At 71.9% G+C, this 24,658-nt stretch carries 23 protein-coding genes; 18 read left to right on the top strand and 5 right to left on the bottom strand.

Features of this window, described 5'->3' with window-relative positions; all coding sequences use genetic code 11:
- Positions 1–21 precede the first annotated feature (21 nt).
- Positions 22–1,017 carry a LysR family transcriptional regulator gene (locus M6I34_RS13715; RefSeq protein ID WP_272486240.1) on the top strand — a complete coding sequence of 332 codons (996 nt, stop codon included), beginning with the start codon at positions 22–24 and terminating at the stop codon, positions 1,015–1,017.
- Here the strand turns inward: M6I34_RS13715 and M6I34_RS13710 are convergent.
- Both M6I34_RS13710 and M6I34_RS13705 read right to left on the bottom strand, forming a co-directional pair.
- Positions 953–2,638 carry an ABC1 kinase family protein gene (locus tag M6I34_RS13710; protein ID WP_272486239.1) on the bottom strand — a complete coding sequence of 562 codons (1,686 nt, stop codon included), beginning with the start codon at positions 2,636–2,638 and terminating at the stop codon, positions 953–955. The genes M6I34_RS13715 and M6I34_RS13710 overlap by 65 nt on opposite strands.
- On the bottom strand, positions 2,638–3,306 hold the full coding sequence (locus M6I34_RS13705; RefSeq protein WP_272486238.1) for a DUF6781 family protein: 669 nt from the start codon (positions 3,304–3,306) through the stop codon (positions 2,638–2,640). Before M6I34_RS13705 ends, M6I34_RS13710 begins: the two co-directional genes overlap by 1 nt.
- Positions 3,307–3,490: 184 nt before the next feature.
- Here M6I34_RS13705 and M6I34_RS13700 point away from each other — a divergent pair, with 184 nt between their 5' ends.
- From M6I34_RS13700 to M6I34_RS13670, 7 genes are all read left to right on the top strand, one after another.
- A complete protein-coding gene (locus tag M6I34_RS13700; protein ID WP_272486237.1) occupies positions 3,491–4,264 on the top strand; it encodes a hypothetical protein in 774 nt (257 codons plus the stop codon).
- Positions 4,261–6,324 (top strand): MFS transporter, encoded by a 2,064-nt coding sequence (locus tag M6I34_RS13695; protein WP_272486236.1) that lies wholly within the window; start codon positions 4,261–4,263, stop codon positions 6,322–6,324. The genes M6I34_RS13700 and M6I34_RS13695 overlap by 4 nt, the downstream gene beginning before the upstream one ends.
- Complete coding sequence (locus M6I34_RS13690) at positions 6,321–7,313, top strand: ABC transporter substrate-binding protein (RefSeq protein ID WP_272486235.1); 993 nt, start codon at positions 6,321–6,323, stop codon at positions 7,311–7,313. The genes M6I34_RS13695 and M6I34_RS13690 overlap by 4 nt, the downstream gene beginning before the upstream one ends.
- Before the next feature lie 52 nt (positions 7,314–7,365).
- Complete coding sequence (locus M6I34_RS13685) at positions 7,366–8,724, top strand: Kelch repeat-containing protein (RefSeq protein WP_272486234.1); 1,359 nt, start codon at positions 7,366–7,368, stop codon at positions 8,722–8,724.
- 73 nt (positions 8,725–8,797) lie between these two features.
- Complete coding sequence (locus M6I34_RS13680) at positions 8,798–10,012, top strand: MFS transporter (RefSeq protein ID WP_418953517.1); 1,215 nt, start codon at positions 8,798–8,800, stop codon at positions 10,010–10,012.
- 31 nt (positions 10,013–10,043) lie between these two features.
- Entirely contained in the window at positions 10,044–10,856 is an 813-nt protein-coding gene (locus M6I34_RS13675) for a shikimate dehydrogenase family protein (RefSeq protein WP_272486232.1), read from the top strand.
- A 58-nt stretch (positions 10,857–10,914) separates the two neighbouring features.
- The gene (locus M6I34_RS13670) at positions 10,915–12,519 is read left to right on the top strand and encodes a GMC family oxidoreductase (protein WP_272486231.1); all 1,605 of its coding nucleotides are present in this window, start codon (positions 10,915–10,917) and stop codon (positions 12,517–12,519) included.
- Here M6I34_RS13670 and M6I34_RS13665 read toward each other — a convergent pair.
- Together M6I34_RS13665 and M6I34_RS13660 are read right to left on the bottom strand one after the other, a co-directional pair.
- Positions 12,512–13,693: a glutaredoxin family protein gene (locus M6I34_RS13665; RefSeq protein WP_272486230.1), complete on the bottom strand. Its 1,182-nt coding sequence runs from the start codon at positions 13,691–13,693 to the stop codon at positions 12,512–12,514. The genes M6I34_RS13670 and M6I34_RS13665 overlap by 8 nt on opposite strands.
- Before the next feature lie 21 nt (positions 13,694–13,714).
- A complete protein-coding gene (locus M6I34_RS13660; protein WP_272486229.1) occupies positions 13,715–14,854 on the bottom strand; it encodes an NAD(P)/FAD-dependent oxidoreductase in 1,140 nt (379 codons plus the stop codon).
- Between the two features lie 82 nt (positions 14,855–14,936).
- On the opposite strand from M6I34_RS13660, the gene M6I34_RS13655 reads away from it, so the two are divergent.
- On the top strand, positions 14,937–15,413 hold the full coding sequence (locus tag M6I34_RS13655; protein WP_272486228.1) for a rhodanese-like domain-containing protein: 477 nt from the start codon (positions 14,937–14,939) through the stop codon (positions 15,411–15,413).
- A gap of 27 nt (positions 15,414–15,440) precedes the next feature.
- Here the strand turns inward: M6I34_RS13655 and M6I34_RS13650 are convergent, their stop codons facing one another.
- The gene (locus M6I34_RS13650) at positions 15,441–16,343 is read right to left on the bottom strand and encodes a LysR family transcriptional regulator (protein WP_272486227.1); all 903 of its coding nucleotides are present in this window, start codon (positions 16,341–16,343) and stop codon (positions 15,441–15,443) included.
- A 144-nt stretch (positions 16,344–16,487) separates the two neighbouring features.
- Here M6I34_RS13650 and M6I34_RS13645 point away from each other — a divergent pair, with 144 nt between their 5' ends.
- The 9 genes from M6I34_RS13645 to ypfJ all read left to right on the top strand — a co-directional run bounded on the left by M6I34_RS13645 (position 16,488) and on the right by ypfJ (position 24,653).
- The gene (locus M6I34_RS13645; RefSeq protein ID WP_272486226.1) at positions 16,488–17,417 is read left to right on the top strand and encodes a hydroxymethylglutaryl-CoA lyase; all 930 of its coding nucleotides are present in this window, start codon (positions 16,488–16,490) and stop codon (positions 17,415–17,417) included.
- Between the two features lie 64 nt (positions 17,418–17,481).
- On the top strand, positions 17,482–18,693 hold the full coding sequence (locus tag M6I34_RS13640; protein WP_272486225.1) for a CaiB/BaiF CoA transferase family protein: 1,212 nt from the start codon (positions 17,482–17,484) through the stop codon (positions 18,691–18,693).
- Between the two features lie 50 nt (positions 18,694–18,743).
- A complete protein-coding gene (locus M6I34_RS13635; protein ID WP_272486224.1) occupies positions 18,744–19,748 on the top strand; it encodes a TRAP transporter substrate-binding protein in 1,005 nt (334 codons plus the stop codon).
- Between the two features lie 13 nt (positions 19,749–19,761).
- Positions 19,762–20,361 carry a TRAP transporter small permease gene (locus M6I34_RS13630; protein WP_272486223.1) on the top strand — a complete coding sequence of 200 codons (600 nt, stop codon included), beginning with the start codon at positions 19,762–19,764 and terminating at the stop codon, positions 20,359–20,361.
- Positions 20,358–21,644 (top strand): TRAP transporter large permease, encoded by a 1,287-nt coding sequence (locus M6I34_RS13625; RefSeq protein WP_272486222.1) that lies wholly within the window; start codon positions 20,358–20,360, stop codon positions 21,642–21,644. The genes M6I34_RS13630 and M6I34_RS13625 overlap by 4 nt, the downstream gene beginning before the upstream one ends.
- A gap of 134 nt (positions 21,645–21,778) precedes the next feature.
- The gene (locus tag M6I34_RS13620; RefSeq protein ID WP_272486221.1) at positions 21,779–22,000 is read left to right on the top strand and encodes a hypothetical protein; all 222 of its coding nucleotides are present in this window, start codon (positions 21,779–21,781) and stop codon (positions 21,998–22,000) included.
- Between the two features lie 34 nt (positions 22,001–22,034).
- A complete protein-coding gene (locus M6I34_RS13615) occupies positions 22,035–22,937 on the top strand; it encodes an MBL fold metallo-hydrolase (protein ID WP_272486220.1) in 903 nt (300 codons plus the stop codon).
- A gap of 64 nt (positions 22,938–23,001) precedes the next feature.
- On the top strand, positions 23,002–23,763 hold the full coding sequence (locus tag M6I34_RS13610) for a YoaK family protein (protein ID WP_272486219.1): 762 nt from the start codon (positions 23,002–23,004) through the stop codon (positions 23,761–23,763).
- Positions 23,760–24,653: a KPN_02809 family neutral zinc metallopeptidase gene (ypfJ, locus tag M6I34_RS13605; RefSeq protein WP_272486218.1), complete on the top strand. Its 894-nt coding sequence runs from the start codon at positions 23,760–23,762 to the stop codon at positions 24,651–24,653. The genes M6I34_RS13610 and ypfJ overlap by 4 nt, the downstream gene beginning before the upstream one ends.
- Positions 24,654–24,658: the final 5 nt, after the last annotated feature.

Raw genomic sequence — 24,658 nt, 5'->3', positions numbered from 1 at the left:
TCCTTCCGATATCTTCGCGGTATGGACATCCGACACCTGCGCTATTTCGTCGCCGTGGCCGAGGAAGGCCACATGACCCGCGCCGCGGGCCGCCTCGGCATCCAGCAGCCTCCGCTCAGCCGGCAGATCCGCGAACTCGAAGAGCGGGTCGGCACGCCGCTGTTCCTGCGCCACCCGAAGGGGGTCGAGCCGACCCGCGCCGGCAGCCTGTTCCTCGCCGAGGCGCGTCGCGTGCTCGAGGCAATGGATGCGATGGAGGACCGCCTGGTGCGGATCGCCCGCGGCGAGCTGGGCAGCCTGGCGATCGGGTTCACCAGCTCGGCCGCCGCGCACGCCTTCACGCCCGAGGTGCTGCGCGAGTGCCGCAGCCGCTTCCCCGAGATCGCGCTCGCGATCAGCGAGAACAACGCGTCGGAGCTGACCGAGGCGGTCGCCGAAAAGCGGCTGGATTGCGCGTTCCTGCGGGTGCCGGTGTCGCGCCCGACGGGCGTCCGGATGGAGACGCTGCTGACCGAGCCGGCGATCGTCGCACTGCCGCTGCATCATCCGCTGGCCGAGCGCGCCAGCGACGACACGCCGTTCCGGCTGAAGGACTTCGACGGCCAGGACACGATCCTGGCCCGGCGCCCCGGCGCGCCCGGGTTGTACGGCAACCTGCTGGCGCTCTGCGCGCGCCATCGCGTGCAGCCGAGAATCGTCGCCGAGGTCGACCGGATGATGACCAACCTGAACCTGGTGGCCGCGGGCATCGGGATCACCGTAGTGCCCGCGTCGATGCGCGGCGCGCACGCCCACGCGATCCGCTATCGGCCGCTCGCCTCGCCGGCCCCGCTCGACGCGCCGCTCACCCTCGCCTACCGTGACGACGATCTCGCCGGCCCTCTGGGCACCTTCGTGGCGCTGGCGCGCGAGATCGCGGCCCGGCAGCCGGACGCCGCGGAGGGCCGCGCCCTCAACCGCGCCGCCCGCGCCAGATCGACACCACGACCCACACGCCGCCCGCCACCGCGCCGATGAAGCCGAGCAGGCCGAAGGTGCGCAGGCCGACCAGCGCCGGGTCCTGGACCACGGTCAGCAGCGTGGCGGTGCCCATGATCAGCGCGGCGGTCACGATGCCGATCGTGATCCGGCTCGCGGCTCGGTCGAGCTTCTCGCCGAGCCGCTCCACCGACGCGATGTCCACCTGCAGGTTCAGCCGGCCGCGCCGGGCCGCGCGCAGCAGCTCGCGCAGGTCCTGAGGCAGGCTCGCGACAAGGCTCAGCGCGCCGCTGGCGGCCCGCCAGCCGCGCCGTGCGATCGCCGCCGGCGAGTTGTGCTCGATCAGCACCCGCTGCAGGAAGGGCTGGGCCTGCGCGGCCATGTCGAAGTCGGGGTCGAGCTGGCGCCCCATGCCCTCGAGCGTGATGAAGGCCTTGATCATCAGCGACAGGTCGGAAGGCAGGGACAGTCCGTGCTCGCGCAGGATCGCGAGCAGGTCGGAGAGCATGGCCGCCAGGTCGAGCTGCTTCAGCGGCACGCCCTTGTACTGGTCGACGAAGGCGTCGATCTCGTGGCGCAGGCGCGCGGCGTCGGCCTCGCCCTCGGCGTCGGTGCGCCAGTCGAGCAGCACCTCGGCCACGGTGGCCGAGTCGCCGGTGACCAGGCCGTGCAGCAGCATCGCGACCTGCCAGCGCCTGTCCTCGGACAGGCGGCCCACCATGCCGAAGTCGATGAAGGCGAGCCGGTCGCCGGGCAGGAAGAACACGTTGCCCGGGTGCGGATCGGCGTGGAACAGGCCGTCCTCGAGCATCATCTTCAGCACCGCCTCGGCCCCGCGGCGCGCGAGCAGCTTGCGATCGAGCCCCGCCGCGTCGGCCGCGGCCAGGTCCCGCCCCGGGATGCCGTCGACCCGGTCCTGCACGTTCAGCCGCTCGCCAGACCACTGCCAGTGAATGCCCGGCACCACGATCTCGGGGTGGTCGGCGAAGTTGGCGGCCACGCGCTCGGCGATCCGGCATTCGGCGGCGAAGTCGAGCTCGCGGCGCAGAGACAGCGTGAACTCGCGCACCACCTCGCGCGGGTGATAGCGCCGCAGGTCGGGCGCCTCGGCTTCCATGACCTCGGCCAGCCGGGCCAGCAGCCGCAGGTCGGCCTCGACCACCGGCCGGATGCCGGGGCGCCGGATCTTCAGCACGACCTCGCGACCGTCCTGCAGCGTGGCCGCATGGACCTGGGCGAGCGAGGCGGCCGCCAGCGGCTCGGTGTCGAGCCGCGCGAAGGCGGTCTCGGGCGCCTCGCCGAGATCCTCGACGAGCTGCTCGCGAATCCGGTCGAAGGGCACCGCCGGCGCTTCGTCCTGCAGCTTGCCGAACTCCTCGATCCACTCGGGCGGGAACAGGTCGACCCGGGTGGCGAGGATCTGGCCCAGCTTCACGAAGGTGGGGCCGAGCTCCTCGAGCACGCGCCGCACGCGCGCCGGCGGCTCCAGGTGGGCCAGCTCCTGCGCGGACTGCCAGTGCAGCGCCCGGCCGGCGCGCTCGAGCACCGCGGCCATGCCGATCCGGCGGACCAGGTCGCCGAAGCCGTAGCGGATCAGGACCGACGCGATGTCGTTGGCCCGCGACAGGTCGCGGGCGGCGCCGAGGGCCTGCCAGAGCATCAGGCGCAGTCTTCGCTGGAGCCGCCCGTCTTGTCGCCCGGCGAGTGCAGACGGTCGGCAATGCCGCGCAGCACGCCGGCCGCGAGCCCGGCAAACAACTCCGCCTCGTTGCGCAGCGTGCGGGCGCCTGCCTCGAGGCCTTCCTGCGCCGCGCCCGCCAGGGCGCCGGCGAGCTGGCCCACGGCGGCCTGCACTCGGCCGCCCACCGCGGTGCCGCTGGCGCGCGAATGCTCGGCCAGCGCCCGCAGCGTTTCGCGGGCATGGCCGGTGGCGCTGCGCGCGGCCTCGGCGAGCGTATCGACGAACAGCGACTCGACCGAGCCGAGCTCGTCCAGGCGGGTCTTCAGGCCCTGCCGCGAGAACTCGCCGGTCCGGCCGGCGGCTTCCTGGATCGCCAGCTGGGTCGCCTGGGCGGCGGCGGCGAGCGCTTCGTCGAGCCCGCGCACCGCTTCGCGCAGCGCCGCGGCCCGCTGCTCGCCAGGGCGCTCGACGCCTTCCTGCGCGCCCTTCAGCACCGCCGTGATCACGGCGCGAAGGCTCGCCGTGTCCAGCGCGCCGCCCGACAGGGCGTGCAGGGTCACCGAGCGCACCTTGTCCGCGATCTCGCCCGGGTCGCTGTCGACCGCGGCCTTCACTTCGTTCTCGATCCTGCTCGTGTCCTGTTCCATCGTTCGTCCTCGTTGAGCCTGCACGGCCTGCGTTGCTCACCGGGAGCCGACCTGCCAGCCGCGCCTGCCGTATCCGCATGGTCGCGCATTTCGGGCATTTTCGGTAACGTAGACTGGCTGCAGGTCAGGCGGCGGTTCGATGACGGCCCGCTCCGGCCCGCGAGCCGGACATCCGGGGAGAGACATGGCGCTGTACTGGCGCATCTGGGCGGCGGTAACCGTGGTCATGCTGGTGGTGCTCGGCGTTTTCGTGGCACTGGCCACGGTCCGCTTCGCCAGCATCAACGCGGGGCTTGTCGGCGAGCGCCTGCTGGTCCTGGCAGACCGGACGGTGGCGCCCTTCGCGTCGGCGGTGCGGCTCGGCCTGCCGCTGTCGACGGTTCGCAACGCGACCGCGCTGCTCGAACGCGCGCGCCAGACCGACGACGCGATCCTCGCGATCCACGTGTTCGACGCTTCGGGCAGGATCGTCCATTCGACGTCGCCGCAGCCGCCGTTCGCGATACCGCCCGAGGCATCGCGGGCCCGGTCGGTGGAAGCGGGTGCCGGCTGGTTCCGCGAAACCGGCGACGAATTCCTCGGCAGCGTCGACATTCCCGGGCGCGACGGTGCCAGCGCAGGCGGCATCCTCATCGTCTATCCCGGTGGCGACGGCCTCACGCGAACCCGTGCGATGCTGGCGAACCTGTCCCTGGCGGCGATCGCGGTGCTGGTCGCGGTCTCCACGCTGGCCGCGCTGCTGCTGCGCTGGGGGCTCGCGCGCCAGATCCGCCACTTCGCGGCGATCGACGGCGAGGTGCTGGCCTTCGAACAGGCCGCCTGGCGCAGCGCGGCCGGGGGGCGCGCGCCGCCGCCGCCCGCGGGCGCGACCGGACTGCACGAGCGGCTCGAACTGGCCGAGCGGAAGTACCGCGCCGCAGGCCGCGCGCTGGCCGCGCGAGACGGGTCGCCCGGATGACCGAGGCGCGCGGCCCCGGGCCCGGCGAAGGGCTGCGCGCACGGCTGGTCGCGATGCTCGTCGCGCTGCTGGCCGCGGCGGTCCTGGCGGCCGGAGCGATCGCCGTCGTCACCTTCAACCAGGCGGTCGAGCCCGAGCTCGCCAAGCGCACCCGCCTGATCGGATCGGTCGTGCGAACCGAGCTGCAGCGCGCGCTCGACGTCGGCGTACAGCTCGACGCGATGGCCGGGCTCGACGCCTACCTGGCCGAGACGCTCTCGCGCTTCGGCGAGGTCGAGCGAATCGCCGTCGTCGACGCCGCCGGCCGGACGATCTCCGAGGCTCAGCGCGCGCCGGCGCCGGCGCGACTGCACGCAGCCGGCATCTCGATGCTGCTGTCGCGACGCCAGAACGCACAGGCGTTCCCGATCGTCGACGGCAACCGGCTGGTCGGCGAGATCAGGATCGACACACGCGCCGGCTTCGTCGAGTCGCGCCTGGCCGACGTGTTCCTCGACATCGTCGTGCTGGCGATGGTCGCCGTGCTGATGGCGGTCGAGCTCGCGGTGGCGATCGCCGTGCTGTCGGTCGGCAAGCCGCTCGAGCGCATCCAGCGCCTGCTCGAGCGGCAGGCCGTGGGCGACTTCCTGCACCGGATCGGCTCCGGCGGCATCGGCAGCCTGGGCCGCACGGCGCAGCGGCTGAACGATCGCGCCCAGGACCTCGCGGAGCGCCTGGCCGCGCTGCCGGCGCGGGTGCGCGACGATGTGCTGGCGAGCCGCGAGTTCAGGATCGCCACCGGCAGGCCGGCGATGCTTCGGCTGTCGGACGTCGGCGACATCCGGCCGGCGCTGTTCATGTTCTCGGTGGCCACCGAGGTGTCCGTGTCCTTCCTGCCGGTCTTCGCCCGGGCGGCCGAGCGGCCGGCGTGGCTGCCGCTGGAGTTCGCGGCGGCGGCGCCATTGATGGCCTACCTCGTGGCGCTCGCCGTGCTGGCGCCGTTCGCCGGCGCGCTGGCCCGGCGCCACGGCCCGCGGCGCCTGTTCCTGGCTTCGGTGCCGCCTGCGGCGCTCGCGCTGGCCGCGCTCGGCTTCAGCGACAGCGTCCCCGAGATCGTGTTCTGGCGCGTCGTGATGGCGAGCTTCTACGCGCTGGCGACGATCGCCTGCCAGGAGTACGCGCTGCGAGCCGACGCGGGCCGCGGCGCGACGCGCTCGATCGGCACCTTCCTGGCGGTCGTCTACGCCGGGGTCTTCTGCGGCTCGGCACTCGGCGGCGTGATCGCCGGGCGCTTCGGCTTCGGCGCGGCCTTCTTGACGGGTGCGCTGCTCGCAGGTATCGCCGGAGCGATCGGCGTCGTCACGATGCGCGGCAGCGCCGGCGACCCGGCGGTAGCCGCCGCCCGCGGCGAGGGAGACGAGGCACCCGCGGCCGGAGCCATGCTCACCGCGGCCGGCCAGATGCGTGCGGGGGCCGGCGGCGCAGCCGCATTCCGCTTCGACCCGCGCTTCGTCGCGCTGCTGCTCGGCGCCGCCGTGCCGATGAGCACGGCTACCGCGGTGTTCGTCTGGTACCTGACCCCGCTGATGCTCGCGGGCGCCGGCTCGGGGCCCGCCGAGATTGCACGCGTCGTGATGCTCTATTACCTTCCGGTGGTGTTGCTCGGCGCGATCGTGACCCGCTGGGCCGACGGCCGGATCGGACCGAAGCCGCTGGTGCTCGCGGGCGCCGGCGGATCGGGCGTCGCGATGCTGTCGCTGACCGCGTGGCATGGTTTCTGGCCAACGGTGCTGGCGGTCTGCGCCTTCGGCATCTGCCACACGCTGATGAGGGCGCCGCTCTACACGCTGGCCGACCGGCTGGCCGGAGGCTCGCCCGGGGCGCGCTCGGCGCTGCGGCTGTTCGAACGCGCCGGGGCGATCGCCGGCCTGTCGGCCAGCGCCTGGTTCCTGCCGCTGGCCGGCCCCCAGCGCAGCATCGGTGCGATGGGCGTCGTGGTGCTGGCCGGCATCGGCGCCTATGCGCTGGCGGAGATCGCCGGGCGCGCGCACACGGGCCAAGGGGAAGAAGGATCGACATGACCAGACTGTTGCTCGCCGCGATCGCGTTCTGCCTCGGCGTGGCGAGCCCGGCCGCCGAGGCGCGTTTCAAGGTGATGATCGTGACCTGGAACGGTTGCGAGGAAGCCTGCGAGGGCTTCCAGGCCTACCTCAGGGAGAAGGCGGTCGAGGCCGACTTCCTGGTGCGCGACGCCGACCGCCGCAAGGAGCGGCTGCCGGGCTTCGTGGCCGAGGCGCGCGCCGAGCGCGTCGACCTGATCCTCACCTACGGCACGAGCGTCACGCTGGGCATCGCCGGCCGACTCTCCGACGCCGGCAAGCCGGGGTTCGCGCACGACATCCCCAAGGTCTTCATGATCGTCGCGGACCCGGTCGGCGTCGGGCTGATCCGCGGCCTCGACGCGCCGGGCCGGCCCGACCTGACTGGCACCTACAACCGGCTGCCCGAGCAGGTGAACATCGAGACGCTGCGCGCCTACCGGCCCGGCTTCAGGCGCCTGGGCCTGCTCTATCACGCCGACGAGCGCAACTCCGTCCTGAAGCGCGATGAACTGGCCGCGCTGACCGCGCCGCTGGGCTTCGAACTGGTGGCCCGCGAACTGCCCCTCGGCGAGGACCGGCAGCCGCGCACCGAGGACATCGGCCTCAAGCTCGCCGAGATGAAGACCGCGGGCGTCGACTTCCTGTACCTGGGGTCCTCGTCCTTCCTGCGCGAGCATGCCGACGCCCTCACGAAGGCGGCCAACGGCCTCGGCATCCCGGTGCTGAGCCCCTACGAGTCCCTGGTTCGCGATTCGCAGGCGCTCATTTCGGTCGCGGCCCGCTACGCCGAGGTCGGCCGGCTCGCCGGCATGCAGGCCGAGAAGATCCTCGTCGGCAAGCGCAAGCCCGGCGACCTTCCTGTCGCCCGGATGAGCCGCTTCGCGGTGGTGATCAACATGCAGGTCGCGCGCAGGCTCAAGGCGTTTCCGCCGCTGGACCTGCTCCAGGTCGCGGAAACCGTCAACTGACCGAGCGCCCACACGCCCGGCCCCGAACTCCATGCGTTCATCTCCCGCCCCCATGCCTTCTCCTGCCCGCCCCCGATCGCCGTTCGAGATCCGCCGGCGAACGCTGCTGCTCGGCGCAGCGGCCTGCGCAACGCTCGCCGCCTGCGGCGGCGGCGGCGATTCCTCGACACCCGCCATCCAGCTGTCCTCGGACCGCAGCAGCTACCTGGTCGGCGAGAAGGCGCTGCTCAGCGTCCGCTTCGACGGCGACAGCGCCCGCATCGAGCCCGGCATCGGGCCGGTTGCCAATGGCGCCGTCGTGCAGACCCCGGCGCTGGCCGACTCGGTCGTCTACCGCCTGATCGTCGAGAAGGCCGGCGAAGCGCCGCAGGTTCGCGAACTGCTCCTGCCGGTCGCGTTCCGCGAACGCTTCGTCGAGCTGCCGACCCCGTTCCCGGTCGCCTACCACGCGGCGGTCGAGGCAGCCGACGGCAGCGTGATCGTCATCGGCGGCGACCGCGGCGGCAGCACGCTGTCGGCCGACGTCGACCGCTTCGACCCGGTCACGCGCAGCTTCACGCGGATCGGCAGCCTGGCCACCGGCCGGTCGGAACACTCGGCGCTGCGGCTCGCCGACGGCCGCATCCTCGTGTTCGGAGGCAACACCGGCCTGGGGGTGGATCGCCTGACCGAGCTGGTGAACCCGGTCGACGGGACGGTGAGCGACGCCGGATCGCTGGCACGGTCGCGAGGCGCCCACGCGGCAACACTGCTCGCGGACGGCCGGGCGCTCGTGGTGGGCGGCACCAACGACGACACTGCGGAGCTGTGGGAACCGACCACCGGAAGCTGGCGCCTGCTCGCTTCCAGGATGAGCCACCCCCGGGAAGGGCATTCCGCCACGCTGCTCGACGACGGCAGGGTGCTGATCGCCGGCGGCCACTTCTCCGGCACGGACTTCGTCTTCGCGGAGATCTTCGACCCGTCGACCGAGACCTTCACGCCGCTGGCTTCGAACGTGACCGAGCGGCGCCTGCTTCACGTCGCCGAGCGACTGTCCGACGGGAGCGTGCTCTTGCTCGGCGGCGAGATCCTCGACGGGCAGGGCCTGACGCTGCTGTCGAGCGTGCTGCGCTTCGATGCGTCGACGAACGGCTTCTCCGGCGCGGCGGCGCTCGGCAGCGCCCGCACCCTGGCAAGCGGCCATGCGCGGGCCGACGGCTCGGTGCTGCTGTTCGGAGGCCAGCTCCCTGGAGAGCCCGCCACCGGCAGCTGCGTGGCCTGGCGCGCCGACACGCAGCGCGCGCTGGCCGAGATGCCGACGCCGAGGCGATGGCACACGCTGAACCGCCTGCCCGACGGTCGCCTGCTGGTCCTGGGAGGCGAGGACCAGAACGGGGGCCTGGTGCCCGCCCCGTTGGTCTACGAGTGAGCAGCGCCCGTCGGCAGGTCGCCGGACCGCCGCTCGACGGGCCGGTCGGGGCCATGAAGCCATTGGGCGAACCGTGAACGTGCCAGGCGAGCCAGGGCGGCGCCTGCCCGCCGCCATCTGGACACTCGGCTTCGTGAGCCTGCTGATGGACGTCTCGTCGGAGATGATCCACAGCCTGCTGCCGGTGTTCCTGGTCACGGGGCTCGGCGCGAGCGCGTTCGCGGTCGGCCTGATCGAGGGCGCCGCCGAGGCCACCGCGCTGATCGTCAAGGTGTTCTCCGGCGCGCTGTCCGACTACTGGGGCCGGCGCAAGCCGCTGGCGGTGCTGGGCTACGGTCTCGGCGCGCTGTCCAAGCCGCTGTTCGCGGTGGCGCCCGCCGCGGGCTTCGTGCTGGCGGCGCGCGTGATCGACCGGATCGGCAAGGGCATCCGCGGCGCGCCCCGCGACGCACTGGTCGCCGAGATCGCCCCGCGTGAGCTGCGCGGCGCCGCATTCGGCCTGCGCCAGTCGCTCGACACGGTGGGTGCCTTCCTCGGCCCGCTGATCGCGATGGGCCTGATGCTCGCCTGGGCCGACGACTTCCGCGCGGTGTTCTGGGTGGCGGCGATTCCCGGTTTCCTCGCCGTGGCCTTGCTGTTCCTCGGCATTCGCGAGCCGGGCCGGCCGGAAGGCCACGTTCCGAGGAACCCGATCCGCCGCGAAAGCCTCGCGCGGCTGCCGCGCGCGTACTGGTGGGTAGTGGCCTTCGGCGCGGTGTTCACGCTGGCCCGCTTCAGCGAGGCCTTCCTGGTGCTGCGCGCCGAACAGGGCGGTCTGCCGCTCGCGCTGGTGCCGCTGGTGCTGATCGGCATGAACGTGGTCTATTCGCTGTCGGCCTATCCGTTCGGCAAGCTGTCCGACCGGGTCGACCACGGCAAGCTGCTCGCGCTCGGGCTCGCGGTGCTGATCGCCGCCGACCTGGCGCTGGCCTGGAGCAGCCACTGGAGCTGGGTGTGGGTCGGCGTGTCGCTGTGGGGCCTGCACCTGGGCATCACGCAGGGCCTGCTCGCCACGATGGTCGCGAATGCCGCGCCGCGCGACCTGCTCGGCACCGCCTACGGCCTGTTCAACCTTGTGAGCGGCATCGCGATGCTGCTGGCCAGCGCGCTGGCCGGCCTGCTGTGGGACCGCTTCGGCGCGAGCCTCACCTTCGTGGCCGGGGCGGGATTCTGCGTGGCGGCGCTGGCGCTGCTGGCAGCCCGGACGCTGCGCCGAACCGATGCGGCCGGCCGAACCGATGCAAAATGACGGGTCGACTTCCGAACCGAGAGCCCCGACCGTGCGCGAGATCACCGGCCACACACGCATCTACGGCATCCTCGCCGACCCGATCCATCACGTGAAGGCGCCGCAGCTGATGAACCCGGTGTTCGAGGCGCAGGGCTTCGACGGCGTGATGGTGCCGATCCACGTTAGGCCCGAGGACCTCGGCACCGTGCTCGCCGGCCTGCGCGCGCAGCAGAACTTCGGCGGCTTCGTGGCCACGGTGCCGCACAAGACCGCGATGCTCGCGCACTGCGACGAGCTGACCGACGCCGCGCGCGCGATCGGCGCGGTCAACATCGTGCGCCGGCTGCCCGACGGCCGGCTGCGCGGCGGCATGCTCGACGGCGACGGCTTCGTGGCCGGCCTGCGCAGCCACGGCATCGAGCCGGCGGGCCTGAGCGTCTACCTCGCCGGCGCCGGCGGCGCGGCCAGCGCGATCGCCTGGGCGCTGGCCGAGGCCGGCGTGTCGCGGCTCACCGTCTACAACCGCACCGCCGACAAGGCGCGCCAGCTGGTCGACCGGGTGGCGAAGGCCGGGCCCGGCGTCCACATGGCGGTCGGCACGCCCGACCCCTATGGCCACGACCTGGTCGTCAACGCGACCTCGCTGGGCCTGCGCGAAGACGATCCGCTGCCGCTCGACGCGGCGCGGCTGCAGCCCGGGCAACTGGTGGCCGAGATCATCATGCAGCCCGAGGAAACCGCGCTGCTGAAGGCGGCGAAGGCGCGCGGCTGCAGGGTGCACTACGGCAAGCCGATGCTCGCCTGCCAGATCGAGCTGATGGCGGCCTTCATGGGCGCCCCGATCGTGCCGCGCCTGTCCTGAGCCGTACGCGAGCCGCACGCCGCCCGGAACCGCCGCACGCACACCGCAACGAGACCCCATGGACAGCTACGACTACGTGATCGTCGGCGGCGGCGCCGCCGGCTGCATCCTCGCCAACCGCCTGACCGAGTCGGGCCGCCACAGCGTGCTGCTGCTCGAGGCCGGCGGCGAGCCGAAGAACTTCTGGATCCCGATCCCGGCCGGCTTCGCGAACCTGATGCGCGGACGCGAGTTCAACTGGGGCTTCCAGACCGAGCCCGAGGAGAACACCCGCAACCGGGTGATCGCGGTGCCGCGCGGCAAGGGACTCGGCGGATCGACGCTGATCAACGGCATGATCTACGTGCGCGGCCAGCCCGGCGACTACGACGCCTGGGAGCGTGCCGGCGCGCGCGGCTGGGGCTCCGCCGACGTCGAGCCGTATTTCAGGAAGCTCGAGGACTACGCGCCGGGCGGCCCCAGGCGCGGCCACGGCGGACCGATGCGGCTGCACCGGGTCAGCGAGCGATTCCAGATCGCTGATGCCTTCCTGAAGGCGGCCGCGGAAGACGGCCAGCCGATGAACGACGACTACAACGACGAGCGGCAGGACGGCTTCGGCTGGTACCAGGCGCTGCAGCACCGCGGCCGGCGCTGGAGCACCTACGACGGCTACCTGAAGCCCGCGCGCGGCCGGCCCAATCTGCGCATCGAGACCGGCGCGCACGTGCTGAAGCTCGAGCTCGATGGCGCCCGCTGCACCGGCGTGACCTTCCGGCAGGCCGGACAGGACGTGACCGTGAACGCCGGCATCGAGGTGATCATGGCGGCCGGCAGCGTGCAGACGCCGCAGATCCTGGAGCTGTCGGGCATCGGCCGGCCGTCGGTGCTCGAGCCGCTCGGCATCCGGGTGCGGCACGCGCTGCAGGGGGTCGGCGAAAACTACATCGACCACTTCTGCACGCGCATGAACTGGCGGCTGAAGGACACGATCACGCTGAACGAACTGGCGCGCGGCTGGCGGCTCGCGCGCGCCGTGGCGCAGTACTTCGCCACGCGCACCGGCATCCTGACGCTCGGCACCGGCCTGGTCCACGGCTTCGTGCGCACCCGGCCCGAGCTGCCCACGCCCGACGCGCAATACTTCTTCGTGCACGCCAGCTATGCGAACGCGGCCGAGCGCATCCTCGATCGCGAGCCGGGCATGACGATCGGCGTCGCCCAGCTGCGGCCCGAGTCCGTCGGCAGCATCCACGTTCGCTCGACCAATCCGTTCGAGGGTCCTTCGATCCGGCCGAACTTCCTCGCCACCGAGGTCGATCGCCAGTGCCTGGTCGAGGCGATGAAGATCGCGCGGCGAATCGTCGGCCAGCCCGCGATGCAGCGATTCGTGGTGACCGAGACCGCCCCCGGGCCGCAGGTGAACACCGACGACGAGTGGCTCGAGTTCGGCCGCATCAACGGCCAGACGATCTACCACCCGATCGGCACCTGCCGGATGGGCGAGGACAACATGGCGGTGGTCGACCCGAGGCTGAAGCTGCGCGGGCTGGCAGGCCTGCGGGTGGTCGACGCTTCGGTGATGCCTAAGATGGTGTCGGGCAACACCCAGGCGGCGGTGATGATGGTGGCCGAGAAGGCCGCGGATATCGTGCTGGAGGACGCCAGCCAGGGCGTCAGCTGAGCCACTGCGGCCGCAGCAGCATCACCAGCCCGAGCGCCAGCATCACCGCGCCGCTGGCGAGCTTCAGCCAGCGGCCGCCGCGCTCGGTCAGCTTGCCGCTGCCCAGCGCGAACACCGCGGCGCCGACCATCAGCGAGTCGTCGGCGATGTAGCCGACGATGTACAGGCCCAGGTAGGCGTAGTGGACCGCCGCCTCGAGCTGCTGCTGGGCCAGCACCGCGCTGTAGATCGCCGGCAGGCCGGCCGTGCACAGCAGTTCGACGAAATTGACCATCACCGCCAGCGCGGCCACGCCGAGCAGCGCGGCCGGCAGCGCCTTCGCCTTCATCACGCGACGCATCCGCGCGTAGAGGCCCGGCTTCGCCGACTCGGGAATCGACAGCGAAGGCCCTTGCCGAAAGGCCACGAAGTCCTTCAGGTTCACCGCGCCGATCACCAGTGCGGTGGCCGCCAGCACCACGCGAATCCCGTCCGACATGCCGATCGCGAGGAACAGGTTCAGCCAGGCTGCCATGAACGCGTAGTAGACGAGCCCGCTGACCAGCACGAAGGTGCCGGCCACGATCGCCATGCGCCTTCGATCGCGCATCCGCACCAGCAGCGACAGCAGGAACAGCAGCACCCACATCGCGCAGGGATTGAAGCCGTCGAGCAGCCCGAGTGCCAGCGTGAACGCCGGCAGGCCGAGCCGCGACGCGCTGAGGGTGCCGAACAGCCGGGTCTCCACGCTGTCCCTGGGCGCACTGGCCCGGTCGATCAGCGCGACCAGCTCGCGGCCGGCGTGCTCGGCATCGTCGAAACCGACCATCACCCGGCCGTCGACGACGAAGGTCGGCACGCCGGGCGGCCAGGCCCCCGCCGCGCGCGAGATCGCGACCAGCTCCTCGAGCGCCTGCGGGTCGGTGTCGACCGGGTGGTACTCGACGCGAAGCCCCGGTCGTTGCTCGGCGAGGCGCGACAGGAAGACCTTGGCGTCGGCGCAGTGCGGACAGCCGTCGCGGACGAAGACGTCGACGACCGCGACGGCACGCGCAACCGTCGAGGCGGATTCCGCGCCGGCGCTGGCCGCGTATCGGGCGCCCTCGCCGGGGCCAGCCGCCACAGCCGCGCCCGGCGCGAAGCCCGCCGCGGCGAGCAGCAGCGCGAGCGCGAACGCGCGCAGCCGAGCCAGCACGAGCGCCCGGCCGCTACCGCGTCAGCGGTACTGCCGCAGGTAGTTCCACTCGAAGCCGCGCTTGGCCCAGTGGAACAGCCGGGTGGTCGGAACAAGCAGGTTCTTCTCCGGCGTGCGCCAGATCAGCGTGCCGCGGTCGACCGCATCGACGATGCAGGCGAGCTCGACCTTGAAGGTCTCGTTCGACGGCCGCCCGGCCAGGTCGCCGAGCAGGTTCGCCGCGGCCGCAGCAGCCTGCAGGTCGGCCATGTGCGCCTGCTTGGGCATCCAGTCGGGGCCCGGGAAGCTGCCCGAGTCGCCGGCCACGTAGACGCGCTCGAAGCCGGGCACGCGGCAGTGCGCGTCGGCCTGGATCAGCCCGCCGGGCGAGCGCGGCAGTTCGGTCGCGTCGAACCAGGCGTTGCCGGTCATGCCCGGCTGGAACAGGATCAGGTCGGCGGCGAACTCGCCGCCCTCGGTCACCACCTTGTCCTTCTCGAAGCGCTGCATCTTGTGGCCGAGGTGGGTGCGGATGCCGCGCCGCGCCATCTCGGCCAGCAGGAAGCCGACGGCCTTCGGGCCCAGCCGGTTGCCCGGCTCTTTCGACGGGTTGAAGAACACCAGCTCGAAGCGCTCGCGCCGGCCTTCGCGGCGCAGCTGCTGGTCGATGCCGAACAGGAACTCGAACATCGGGCCGCCGCGCATCGCGCTGGGCTCGTTCGGGTTGCCGGCGAAGCCGACCGCGATCGTGCCGCCCTGCAGCTCGCGAAGCCGGTCGCGGATCTTCTCGGCGGCCGCGATGCCCTCGCAAGGCGTGATCGCGTGCTCGATGCCGGGCAGCTTCCTGATGAAGCGGCCGCCGGTGGCGATGACGAGCGCGTCGTTGGCCAGGTCGCCGGCGCTCGTCTTCACGGCGCGCCCGCCGTCGGCCAGCCCGGTGACCTCGGCGGCAAGGAACTTCACCCGCTGCCGCTCGAGAAAACCGTCGAGCGGCACGACGAGGTCCTCGCGCTTGCGCAGCCCGCTCGGGATCCACACCATGCCGGGCAGGTAGTGCAGCTCGGCGCGCGGCGCGACCAGCGTGAGCTCGACCTGCGAGTCCCGCTTGCGGATCTCCCGGATCGTCGACAGGCCTGCGAAACCCGCGCCGAGGATGGCGACGCGAGTGGAGCGGTCGTTCATGAGAGCTTCCTTCTCCTTGGAGGTTTGCGCGACAGGTTAACCCGCCGGCGGCGCGACGGATGTCGCCGCGAGGCGCGCGAAGATGACAGAATTGCCCTCTGTCATGAACCCGTATTTCCCGTCCCTCGCCGGCACCCCGGCAGCCCCCGCGCGCTTCGACCCGCGCCGGCGCCGCCTGGCCGCGTCGGCGATTGCGCTGGCGCTGCTGGCCGCCGGCTGCAAGGAAGACACGGCCGACCGGGCGGTGAGCCTGGACTTCGCCCGGGCGGAACTCGAGGCCGGCCGCGCGATCCTGATCGACATCCGCGAGCCCGACGAGCACGCGACCGGGGTGGCGCCCGGGGCGCGCCTGCTGCCGATGAGCCAGCTTCCCACGCGCGCCGGCGAGATCCCGGTCGACCCGGGCAAGCCGGTGCTGTTGATCTGCCGCACGCAGAACCGCTCGAGCGCGGTGCTGGAAGCGCTGCGCGAGCACGGCTACTCGCACGTGCGCTATGTGCAGGGCGGCATGAGCGAGTGGGCGCGCCGCGGTTGGCCGCTGGTGAAGCCCGCGCCCTGAAGCGCCGGCAGGAGAACCGCGGACGGCCTAGCCGTGCAGCGCTTCCCGCTTCAGGTGCTCGTTCAACAGCCGCGCGGCGGCCGACAGCAGCGAGTCGGGCCGCGAGCACACGACGAACTGCCGGCGAGCCCAGGAATCGGACAAGGGCACGAGCGCCAACCCTCCCGCACCCGCGTGCGGCGCAGTCACCTCCTCCGGCAGGATCGCCAGCCCCAGCCCCGCCGCGGCGATCCGCCGCGCGGCGTCGAGGCTCGACACCACGATCCTCGGGGTCAGGACGTGACCCAGCAGGGCCGCCTGGCGGCGCAGGATCACCTCCATCCTGCCGCCCGGCGTGACGCCGATCGACGGGTAGGCCAGCGTCTGCTCGAAGCGCACCGCCGGCAGGCCGGACAGCGGATGCCCGGCCTGCATCACCACGCACAGCCGGTCGCTGCGGTAAGGCACCGCCTGGAGCCCCTCGAGATCGGCGACATCCCACAGGACGCCGAGGTCAGCGGCCCCCTCTCGGACCGCGCGCACGATCGCGGTGCTGACGCCCTCGTCGAGGCTCACCCGCACCGATTGGTAGCGAGCGAGGAAGCTCGCGATGTCCTCGGGCAAGCGTTCCGCCAGCGCCGTCACGCTGGCGATCACGCGCACGTTGCCCTGCACCCCGCTGGCGAACTCGTCGAGCTCGGCCTGCAGCCGGTCCATCGCGCCCAGGATCTCGCGGGCCCGCCGCAGCAAGGCCTCGCCGGCAGCGGTGGGCGCGACGCCGCGCCGCCCGCGCACCAGCAGCGACGCGCCGATCTCCCGCTCGACCGCCGCGATCCGCTTGCTGACCGCGGATGCGACCAGCGCCTCGCGCGCCGCGGCCCGGGCGATGTTGCGCTCCTCGCACACGGCGACGAACAGGCGAAGGGTCAGGGGGTCGATGCCTCGGGTCATGACGGGAGATCCTTGCGAGACGGGCCGGGTCGTCGCCCGCCCGTCTCTTGGCGCGTGCCCGGCAGTGTGCCATGCCGAACCGGAACGCCAAAGCTTCCAATAAAGCGTGATCGATCCGCACGGGAAAGTCTAGAATCGCGCGCCATGAACCTCTCGCCCGATCCCGTGTCCATCCGCGAAGTCGGCCTGCGTGACGGCTTGCAGAGCATCGCCCGCACGCTCCCGACCGAGCTCAAGCTCGAATGGCTTCGCGACGCGCACGCCGCCGGCCTGCGGGAGATCGAGGTCGGTTCCTTCGTGCCGGCCCGCCTGTTGCCGCAGCTCGCCGACACGGCCGAGCTCGTCGCCTTCGCGAAGACGCTGCCCGGGCTGACCGTGTCGGTGCTCGTGCCCAACCTGAAGGGCGCCGAACGAGCGCTCGAGAGCGGCGCCCACGCGATGCTGCTGCCGCTGTCGGCCAGCCAGGCGCACAGCCTGGCCAACCTTCGCAAGACGCCGGAGGAAGTGCTGCGCGAGATCGCGGCCATCGTGGCCCTGCGCGACGCCGCCGGAGCTTCGTGCCATGTCGAGATCGGCATCAGCACCGCGTTCGGCTGCACGCTCCAGGGCAGGGTCGAACCGGAGGAAGTGCTGCACCTGCTGCGCGCGGTGAGCGACCTGGGCGTCGACGCGATCGGGCTTGCCGACACGGTCGGCTACGCCGATCCGAAGGCGGTGAGCAGCCTGTTCGCCAGCGGCCTCGAGATCGCCGGCAACCGGCTCGGCTGCGGCCACTTCCACGACACGCGCGGGCTGGGCATGGCCAATGCGTTCGCCGCCTGGCAGGTCGGCATCCGCCGCTTCGATGCCTCGCTGGGCGGCCTCGGCGGCTGCCCGCACGCGCCAGGGGCGAGCGGCAACGTGGCCACCGAGGACCTCGCCTACCTGTTCGCCAGCATGGACGAGGAGACCGGCCTGGACTTCGACGCGCTGATCGCGCTGCGCGGCAAGGTCGCGGGCTGGCTCGAGGACGTGCCGCTGCACGGCTCGATCTGGCGCGCGGGCCTGCCCAAGACGATGCGCGAAGCCGCCTGAGCTCGCGAGCGCCCTGCCACGACGCCGACACCCCACCCGCACCCCGACCCGCGAGCACGCCCGAATGACCGCAACCGACGCCGCCCGCTCCGCGCCGCAGCCGCTGCAAGGCCTGCGTGTCGTCGAGTTCACCCACATGGTGATGGGCCCGACCTGCGGCATGGTGCTGGCCGACCTGGGCGCCGAGGTGATCAAGGTCGAGCCGATCGACGGGGAGGCGACCCGCCGCCTGCTCGGTGCCGGCACCGGCTTCTTCCCGATGTTCAACCGCAACAAGAAGAGCATCGGCATCGACCTGCGCAAGCCCGAGGGCGCCGAGGTGGCGCGCCGGCTCGCGGCCGGCGCGGACGTCGTCGCCGAGAACTTCAAGCCCGGCGCGCTCGCCAAGTTCGGCCTGGACTACGCGTCGCTGTCCAGGCTCAACGAGCGGCTGATCTACGTGAGCCACAAGGGCTTCCTGCCCGGCCCCTACGAGCACCGCACCGCGCTCGACGAGGTCGTGCAGATGATGGGCGGGCTGGCCTACATGACCGGCCGGCCGGGCGACCCGCTGCGCGCGGGCTCGAGCGTCAACGACATCATGGGCGGGCTGTTCGGCGCGATCGGCGCGATGGGCGCGCTGATCCAGCGCGGCATCACCGGCAAGGGCATGGAGGTCCAGTCGGCGCTGTTCGAGAACAACGTGTTCCTGATGGGCCAGCACATGCTGCAGTATGCGATGACCGGCCGGCATCCGGCGCCGATGCCTGCGCGCGAGAGCCCGTGGGCGATCTACGACGTGTTCACAGTGAAGGACGGCGAGCAGATCTTCCTGGCGGCGGTCAGCGATGGGCAGTTCTCGACCTTCTGCGACGTGCTCGGTTTCGACGACCTGAAGGCCGACCCGGCGCTCGCCACCAACAACGACCGGGTGCGCGCCCGCCCCACGCTGATGCCGCTGCTGCGCGAGCGGCTCGCCAGGCACTCCGCGGCCGAGCTGGCAGCGCTCTTCGAGAAGGCGGGCCTGCCCTTCGCGCCGATCCGCCGGCCCGAGGACCTGTACGACGACCCGCACCTGAACGCCACCGGCGGGCTCGCCGACATCGTGCTTTCCGACGGCGAGAAGGCAGGCCAGACGGTGCGCACCACGCTGTTCCCGATCACGCTGGCCGGCGCCCGCCTGCCGGTGCGGATGGACCCGCCGCGCTTCGGCGAGCACACGCTGGAGCTGCTGACCGGCCTCGGTTACGCTGCCGACGAGATCGAGGCGCTTCGCACGAGTCACGCCGTGGCCTGAGCACGGCGGCCCGCTTCCCGACCCAAACCCGAATCACCGAGGAGACAACGATGACCCCGACCCGTCGCTCGACGCTGCGCCTCGCCGCCGGCGCCGTCGCATCCTTCGGCCTGTGCGCGAGCGCGCTGGCCGCCGACTTCACGATGCGCATCAGCCACCAGTTCCCGCCGACGCATCACACCGCGCTGAACCTGCAGCAGTTCGAGAAAGAGGTCGAGGCCGCCACCAAGGGGCGGGTCGACGTGCAGCTGTTCGGCGCCGCGCAGCTCTTCAAGCCCAACCAGAACCACCCGGCCGTGGCCAGCGGCAAGGTCGAGGCGGCCGCGATCCTGAGCTTCCAGTGGGGCGGCACGATCCCCGAGATGAGCGTCACGGTGATCCCCTACCTGATGACCTCGGTCGCCAAGCAGAAGGCCTTCATCGGCTCGGAGGCCTCGAAGCTGCTCGACGCGAAGATGGCCGCGCGCGGCGTGAAGAACATCGCGTGGATCGTCGACACCAACGACGGCATCTTCACCTCGGCGAAGAAGCCGCTGGTCTCGCCGGCCGACTTCTCCGGCCTGAAGATCCGCGGCCTGAACCGGCTGTTCGACGCCGGCCTGGAGGCGATGGGCGCGTCGCCGTCGGCGATGCCCGGCACCGAGGTCTACCAGGCGCTGCAGACCGGCGTGCTCGACGCCGGCTTCACCGGCGTGAAGGCCGCCTACAGCCGCAAGTTCTACGAGATCCAGAAGTACGGCGTCGCGTCGAACATCATCCTCGCCTTCGACAACCTGGTCGTGAACCCGGCCTGGTGGAACGGCCTGCCCGCCGACGTGCGCAACGCGATCCAGTCGGCCGCCGACAAGGCGGTGCAGCGCTCGATCCGCAACGCCGACGGCGTGCCGGCCGAGGACGTCCGCGTGCTCAACGAGAAGGGCATGCAGACGATCTCGCTGACCAAGGCCCAGGAGCAGGCGATGGCCGACGCGATGCAGCCGGCGGTCAAGAAGGAGTTCCTGCGCGCCACCGCGCCCGACGGCGTGCGGCTGCTCGAGCTGATCGACCGGCTCTGATCCGGGCGCGCGAGTGACCCCGGACCAGCAACGCGCAGCGCCTGCCGAAGGCCCGGCACTGCGCGCCTTCGGCCGCGTCGTGGCCGCGCTGGCCGGCGCCGCAATGGCGGTCGCCGCCGCGGCGCTGCTCGTGTCCCTCGCGCTGATCGGCTGGGCCGTCATCATGCGCTACGTGTTCAACGCCGCGCCGGTCTGGGTCGACGAGGTCGTCGGCTTCGCGCTGGTGGCGGTCGTGATGCTGGCGGCGGCCAACGCGCTGCGACGCGGCGAGCACATCGGCGTGGACCTGCTGGTCGAACGCCTTCCCGAGAGCGGCCGTCGCTGGATCCGTGCCTGGGGCGGGCTGGCCACCGCCGCGATCGCGCTGGTGCTGATCTTCAACGGCTGGGACACCGCGATGCTGGCGCAGATGCTCGGCCTGGTCACCGAGGGCTGGCTCGAGTGGCCGACCTGGCAGCTGATGCTGCTGATGCCGGTCGGCGGCGTGCTGCTGCTGCTCGCCGCGATCGAAGCGCTGTGGCGCGCGCTGGCCGGCCTGCCGCCGGCGCACCAGCCGGCACATGCGGCACCCGCCGCGCCCGGCAAGGCCGACGCCCGCCCCGACGCCCGATGACGATCGCGCTGCTCTTCGCCGGCCTGCTGCTGTTGCTGTTCACCGGCCTGCCGATCTTCGCCGGGCTGGCGCTGTACGGCGGCGCGCTGCTGCTCGCCACGCAGGGCGAGATCGGCTCGGTGACCGAGGTGATCTTCGGCGAGATCAACCGCTACCTGCTGGTCGCGATCCCGCTGTTCGCGTTCATGGCGCACGTGATGATCCGAGGCAGGATCGTCGACGACCTGTACAACACCGCCTACACGCTGACCCGCCACCTGCCGGGCGGGCTGGGCATCGCCACGATCGCCGCATGCACGATCTTCGCGGCGATCTCGGGCTCGAGCGTGGCCACCGCGCTGACGATCGGCGCGGTCGCGATTCCGCAGATGATCCGCTTCGGCTACGAGCCGAAGGTGGCCTACGGCCTGGTGGCCGCCGGCGGCACGCTGGGCATCCTGATCCCGCCGTCGGGGCCGATGGTGCTCTATGGCGTGACCACCGACACCTCGATCGGCGGTCTGTTCATGGCCGGCATCGTGCCGGGCCTGCTGATGGCCGGCGTGTTCGTCGCCTGGAGCATGCTGCGCACCGCGATCGCCCACCGGCACGTGCAGCGCGAGCCGCGCGCGAGCCTGCGCGAGGCGCTCGCCGCGATCCGCAAGGCGCTCTGGGCGATCTCGCTGCCGGTCTTCGTGCTGGGCGGCATGTACGCAGGGATCTTCACCGCCACCGAGGCGGCCGCCGCTGGCGCGTGGCTGGCGCTCGCGATCGCGGCCTTCGCCTACCGCACGATCGGCCTGCGCGACGTCTGGGACTCGGCGGTCGACGCCTGCCGCGTGTCGGCGATGCTGTTCATGATCCTGGCCGGCGCCTCGGTGTTCGGGCACGTGCTGACCAAGATGCGGATCCCGCAGCAGATCGTCGAGGCGATCATCGCGGCCGACATCGGCGTGGCGGGCTTCCTGATCGTGATGATGGCGCTGATCTTCGTGCTCGGCATGTTCCTCGAGTCGATCGCGATCATCCTGATCACCACGCCGGTGATCCTGCCGGCGATGATGCACCTGGGCATCAACCCGATCTGGTACGGCGTGCTGCTGGTCATCAACCTCGAGCTCGCCCAGATCACGCCGCCGGTCGGCATGAACCTGTTCACGATCAAGGCGATCACCCAGGCGCCGATGGCCGAGATCGTGCGTGGCGCCGCGCCCTACGTGCTGCTGATGATCGGCGTGATGGCGCTGGTCATGGTCTGGCCGGAGATCGCGCTCTGGCTGCCGGCCAGCATGCGCGCGCGCTGATCCCGCGTGGCCGGACAGCGTGCCACCGGGGCCGTGCGGCCGGGGCCCGGCGCGCGTTCGCGGAACCGGCCCGCTGCGGCGAGCCGGCGTTCGGGCTAGCATTGGGCGAAGCACGCATCCAACGGGGCACCCGAATGAACGGCATCCGCTTCCTCGCACTGATCCTTATCGTGGCCGGCGCGCTCGGCCTCGCCTACGGCGGCTTCAGCTACACGAAGAAGACCGACGTGGCCAAGCTCGGCCCGATCGAGCTGAAGGTCGAGGAGCAGGAGACCGTCAACGTGCCGATCTGGGCCGGCGTCGGCCTGATCGCGGTCGGCGCCGGGCTGCTCTTCTTCGGCGGCGGCCGCCGCTGAGGCCGCGAAACCAGCACCGAGGCTGCGACATCCGATGAGCGAGCCAGTCCGCCGCGCCGACTTCGGCAGGGTTTCGGTCTTCTTCGGCGAGAAGTCCGGCAAGTATCCCGACGGCAACCAGGTGGTCGTGCACGGCACCGACACGCACGCGATCTTCGACACGCCGCTGGTCGCCAACCGGATCGGCGCCGAGGTCGACGACGCCGAGCTGGTGATCCTCGGCCACGTGCACGAGGACCACATGGCAGGCCTGCACCGGGTGCCGAAGGCGGCGGTGCACGTGCACGAGCTCGACGTGGCGGCCGCGCGCAGCTGGGAAGGCCTGTCGCGGCACTTCGGGCTGTCGCCCGACGCCGCGCGCAAGATGCTCGAGAAGGCGCGCAAGGAGTTCCACTACGCGCCGCGCCCCGACGCGATCGCCTATGCCGACGGCGCCACCTGGCAGCTCGGCGGCTCCACGGTGCGCGCGATCCACATGCCTGGCCACACCTCCGGCCACTGCGTGCTGCTGGTCGAACCCGAGGGCGTCGCCTTCATCGGCGACATCGACCTGAGCGGCTTCGGCCCGTACTACGGCGACGCCACGTCCAGCCTGGCGCAGTTCCGGCGCACGCTGGCCCGCCTGCCCGAGGTGCCGGCCCGCACCTGGGTGACCTCGCACCACCGCGGCATCTACACCGACCGCGGCGCCTTCCTGGAGGCGCTGGCCGCCTTCGCCGGAAAGATCGACGAGCGCAGCGAGCGACTGCTCGAGCTGCTTCGCGAGTCACCCCGCACGCTCGACGAGCTGGTGCGGATCCGGCTGCTCTATCCGGCCGACTACGAAGAGCTCTGGGTCGACGACGTCGAGCGCCGCACCATCTCGCAGCACCTCGACGAGCTGGTCGCCGCGGGCCGCGTGGCCCGCGACGAGGCCGGGCGCTACTCGGCGACCTGAGCGGCAGGCCCAGCGAAGCGCAAGCCCGACAGCGCAGCCGCCGGCACCGCCCGACCCGCCTCCGATGCTTCCCGGCGTCTGCAAGCTCGCCTCGGTCGACCGCACGCCGCAGGCCAACGTGCGCCTCGGCGCGGCGCTCGCCTTCGTGGCCGGCGCGGCCAACGCCGGCGGCTTCCTCGCTGTCGGCCAGTACACCTCGCACATGACCGGCATCGTCTCGTCGATGGCCGACAACCTGGCGCTCGGCCAGGTCACGATGGCGCTGGCCGGCCTGGCCGCGCTGGCGAGCTTCCTGGCCGGCGCGATGACCACCGCCGTGCTGGTGAACTGGGGCCGCCGGATGCGGCTGCGCAGCCAGTACGCGCTGCCCTTGCTGCTCGAGGCCGCGCTGCTGCTGGTGTTCGGCCTGCTCGGCGCCGGCATGGCGATGCACGTGGCGCTGCTGCTGCCGGTCACCGTGCTGGTGCTGTGCTTCATCATGGGCCTGCAGAACGCGGTGATCACCAAGATCTCGCGCGCGGTCATCCGCACCACGCACGTGACCGGGCTGGTCACCGACCTGGGGATCGAGCTCGGCAAGCTGGTCTACGTGAACCGCTTCCCGGGCGAGAGCTCGCGCGTGATCGCCGACCGCCGCAAGCTTCGCCTGCACGGGCTGCTGATCGGCAGCTTCTTCGTCGGCGGCGTGGTCGGCGCGCTCGGCTTCAAGCACGTCGGCTACTCGATGACGATCGGCCTGGCCGCGATCCTGGTCCCGATCTCCTTGCGCCCCTTCATCGACGACCTGAGAATCCGCTATCGGGTCTGGAGGAAGGGCCAGCGATGAAGTGGCGCGGCAACCGGGAGAGCAGCAACGTCGAGGACCGCCGTTCCGGTGGCGGCATCGGGAGCTACGGCGGGCGCGGCATCCGGATCGGCGGCGGCCGCGGCCTGGGCCTGGGCACGATCGCGATCGCGCTGGTCGCCGGCTGGCTGCTGGGCGTGAACCCGCTGACGCTGCTGGGCATCCTGGCCGGCGACCCGATGGCGCCGGCGCCGACGGAGCAGGCGCCCGCGCAGCGCGGGCCGATCGACGACGAGCTGGGGCGCTTCGTGTCGGTGGTGCTGGCCGACACCGAGGACGTCTGGAAGGAGATCTTCGCCGAGAACGGCGGCCGCTACCAGGAACCCACGCTGGTGCTGTTCCGCGGCGCAACGCGCACTGCCTGCGGCGTCGGGCAGGCGGCGATGGGGCCCTTCTACTGCCCGGCCGACCGCAAGGTCTACATCGACCTGGGCTTCTACGAGACGATGCGCTCGCGGCTCGGCGCGCCCGGCGACTTCGCCCAGGCCTACGTGATCGCGCACGAGGTCGGCCACCACGTGCAGAACCTGCTAGGCGTCAGCGAGAAGGTCCAGTCGGCCCGGGCGAGGATGAGCCAGGCCGACGGCAACGAGCTGAGCGTTCGCACCGAACTGCAGGCCGACTGCTTCGCGGGCGTGTGGGCGAACCGTGCCCACGCTGCGCGGCAGATCCTCGAGAAGGGCGACGTCGAGGAAGCGATGAACGCCGCCGCGCAGATCGGCGACGACGCGCTGCAGAAACGCTCGCAAGGCTACGTCGTGCCCGACAGCTTCACTCACGGCACGAGCCGGCAGCGGGTGCAGTGGTTCCGGCGCGGGCTGGAGAGCGGCGACTTCCGCCAGTGCGACACCTTCAACGCCCGGGCGCTCTGAAGCCC

This window comes from Zeimonas sediminis (assembly GCF_023721795.1).
GTDB lineage: Bacteria > Pseudomonadota > Gammaproteobacteria > Burkholderiales > Burkholderiaceae_E > Zeimonas > Zeimonas sediminis.
Note: the sequence above shows the minus strand (reverse complement) of the source record. Positions and strands in the feature narration are given on the sequence as shown.

Coding starts and splice junctions, on each gene's coding strand:
- M6I34_RS13715 (WP_272486240.1), top strand. CDS start 22: ATGGACATCCGACACCTGCGCTATTTCGTCGCCGTGGCCGAGGAAGGC.
- M6I34_RS13710 (WP_272486239.1), bottom strand. CDS start 2,638: ATGCTCTGGCAGGCCCTCGGCGCCGCCCGCGACCTGTCGCGGGCCAAC.
- M6I34_RS13705 (WP_272486238.1), bottom strand. CDS start 3,306: ATGGAACAGGACACGAGCAGGATCGAGAACGAAGTGAAGGCCGCGGTC.
- M6I34_RS13700 (WP_272486237.1), top strand. CDS start 3,491: ATGGCGCTGTACTGGCGCATCTGGGCGGCGGTAACCGTGGTCATGCTG.
- M6I34_RS13695 (WP_272486236.1), top strand. CDS start 4,261: ATGACCGAGGCGCGCGGCCCCGGGCCCGGCGAAGGGCTGCGCGCACGG.
- M6I34_RS13690 (WP_272486235.1), top strand. CDS start 6,321: ATGACCAGACTGTTGCTCGCCGCGATCGCGTTCTGCCTCGGCGTGGCG.
- M6I34_RS13685 (WP_272486234.1), top strand. CDS start 7,366: ATGCCTTCTCCTGCCCGCCCCCGATCGCCGTTCGAGATCCGCCGGCGA.
- M6I34_RS13670 (WP_272486231.1), top strand. CDS start 10,915: ATGGACAGCTACGACTACGTGATCGTCGGCGGCGGCGCCGCCGGCTGC.
- M6I34_RS13660 (WP_272486229.1), bottom strand. CDS start 14,854: ATGAACGACCGCTCCACTCGCGTCGCCATCCTCGGCGCGGGTTTCGCA.
- M6I34_RS13655 (WP_272486228.1), top strand. CDS start 14,937: ATGACAGAATTGCCCTCTGTCATGAACCCGTATTTCCCGTCCCTCGCC.
- M6I34_RS13650 (WP_272486227.1), bottom strand. CDS start 16,343: ATGACCCGAGGCATCGACCCCCTGACCCTTCGCCTGTTCGTCGCCGTG.
- M6I34_RS13645 (WP_272486226.1), top strand. CDS start 16,488: ATGAACCTCTCGCCCGATCCCGTGTCCATCCGCGAAGTCGGCCTGCGT.
- M6I34_RS13640 (WP_272486225.1), top strand. CDS start 17,482: ATGACCGCAACCGACGCCGCCCGCTCCGCGCCGCAGCCGCTGCAAGGC.
- M6I34_RS13635 (WP_272486224.1), top strand. CDS start 18,744: ATGACCCCGACCCGTCGCTCGACGCTGCGCCTCGCCGCCGGCGCCGTC.
- M6I34_RS13625 (WP_272486222.1), top strand. CDS start 20,358: ATGACGATCGCGCTGCTCTTCGCCGGCCTGCTGCTGTTGCTGTTCACC.
- M6I34_RS13620 (WP_272486221.1), top strand. CDS start 21,779: ATGAACGGCATCCGCTTCCTCGCACTGATCCTTATCGTGGCCGGCGCG.
- M6I34_RS13615 (WP_272486220.1), top strand. CDS start 22,035: ATGAGCGAGCCAGTCCGCCGCGCCGACTTCGGCAGGGTTTCGGTCTTC.
- M6I34_RS13610 (WP_272486219.1), top strand. CDS start 23,002: ATGCTTCCCGGCGTCTGCAAGCTCGCCTCGGTCGACCGCACGCCGCAG.
- ypfJ (WP_272486218.1), top strand. CDS start 23,760: ATGAAGTGGCGCGGCAACCGGGAGAGCAGCAACGTCGAGGACCGCCGT.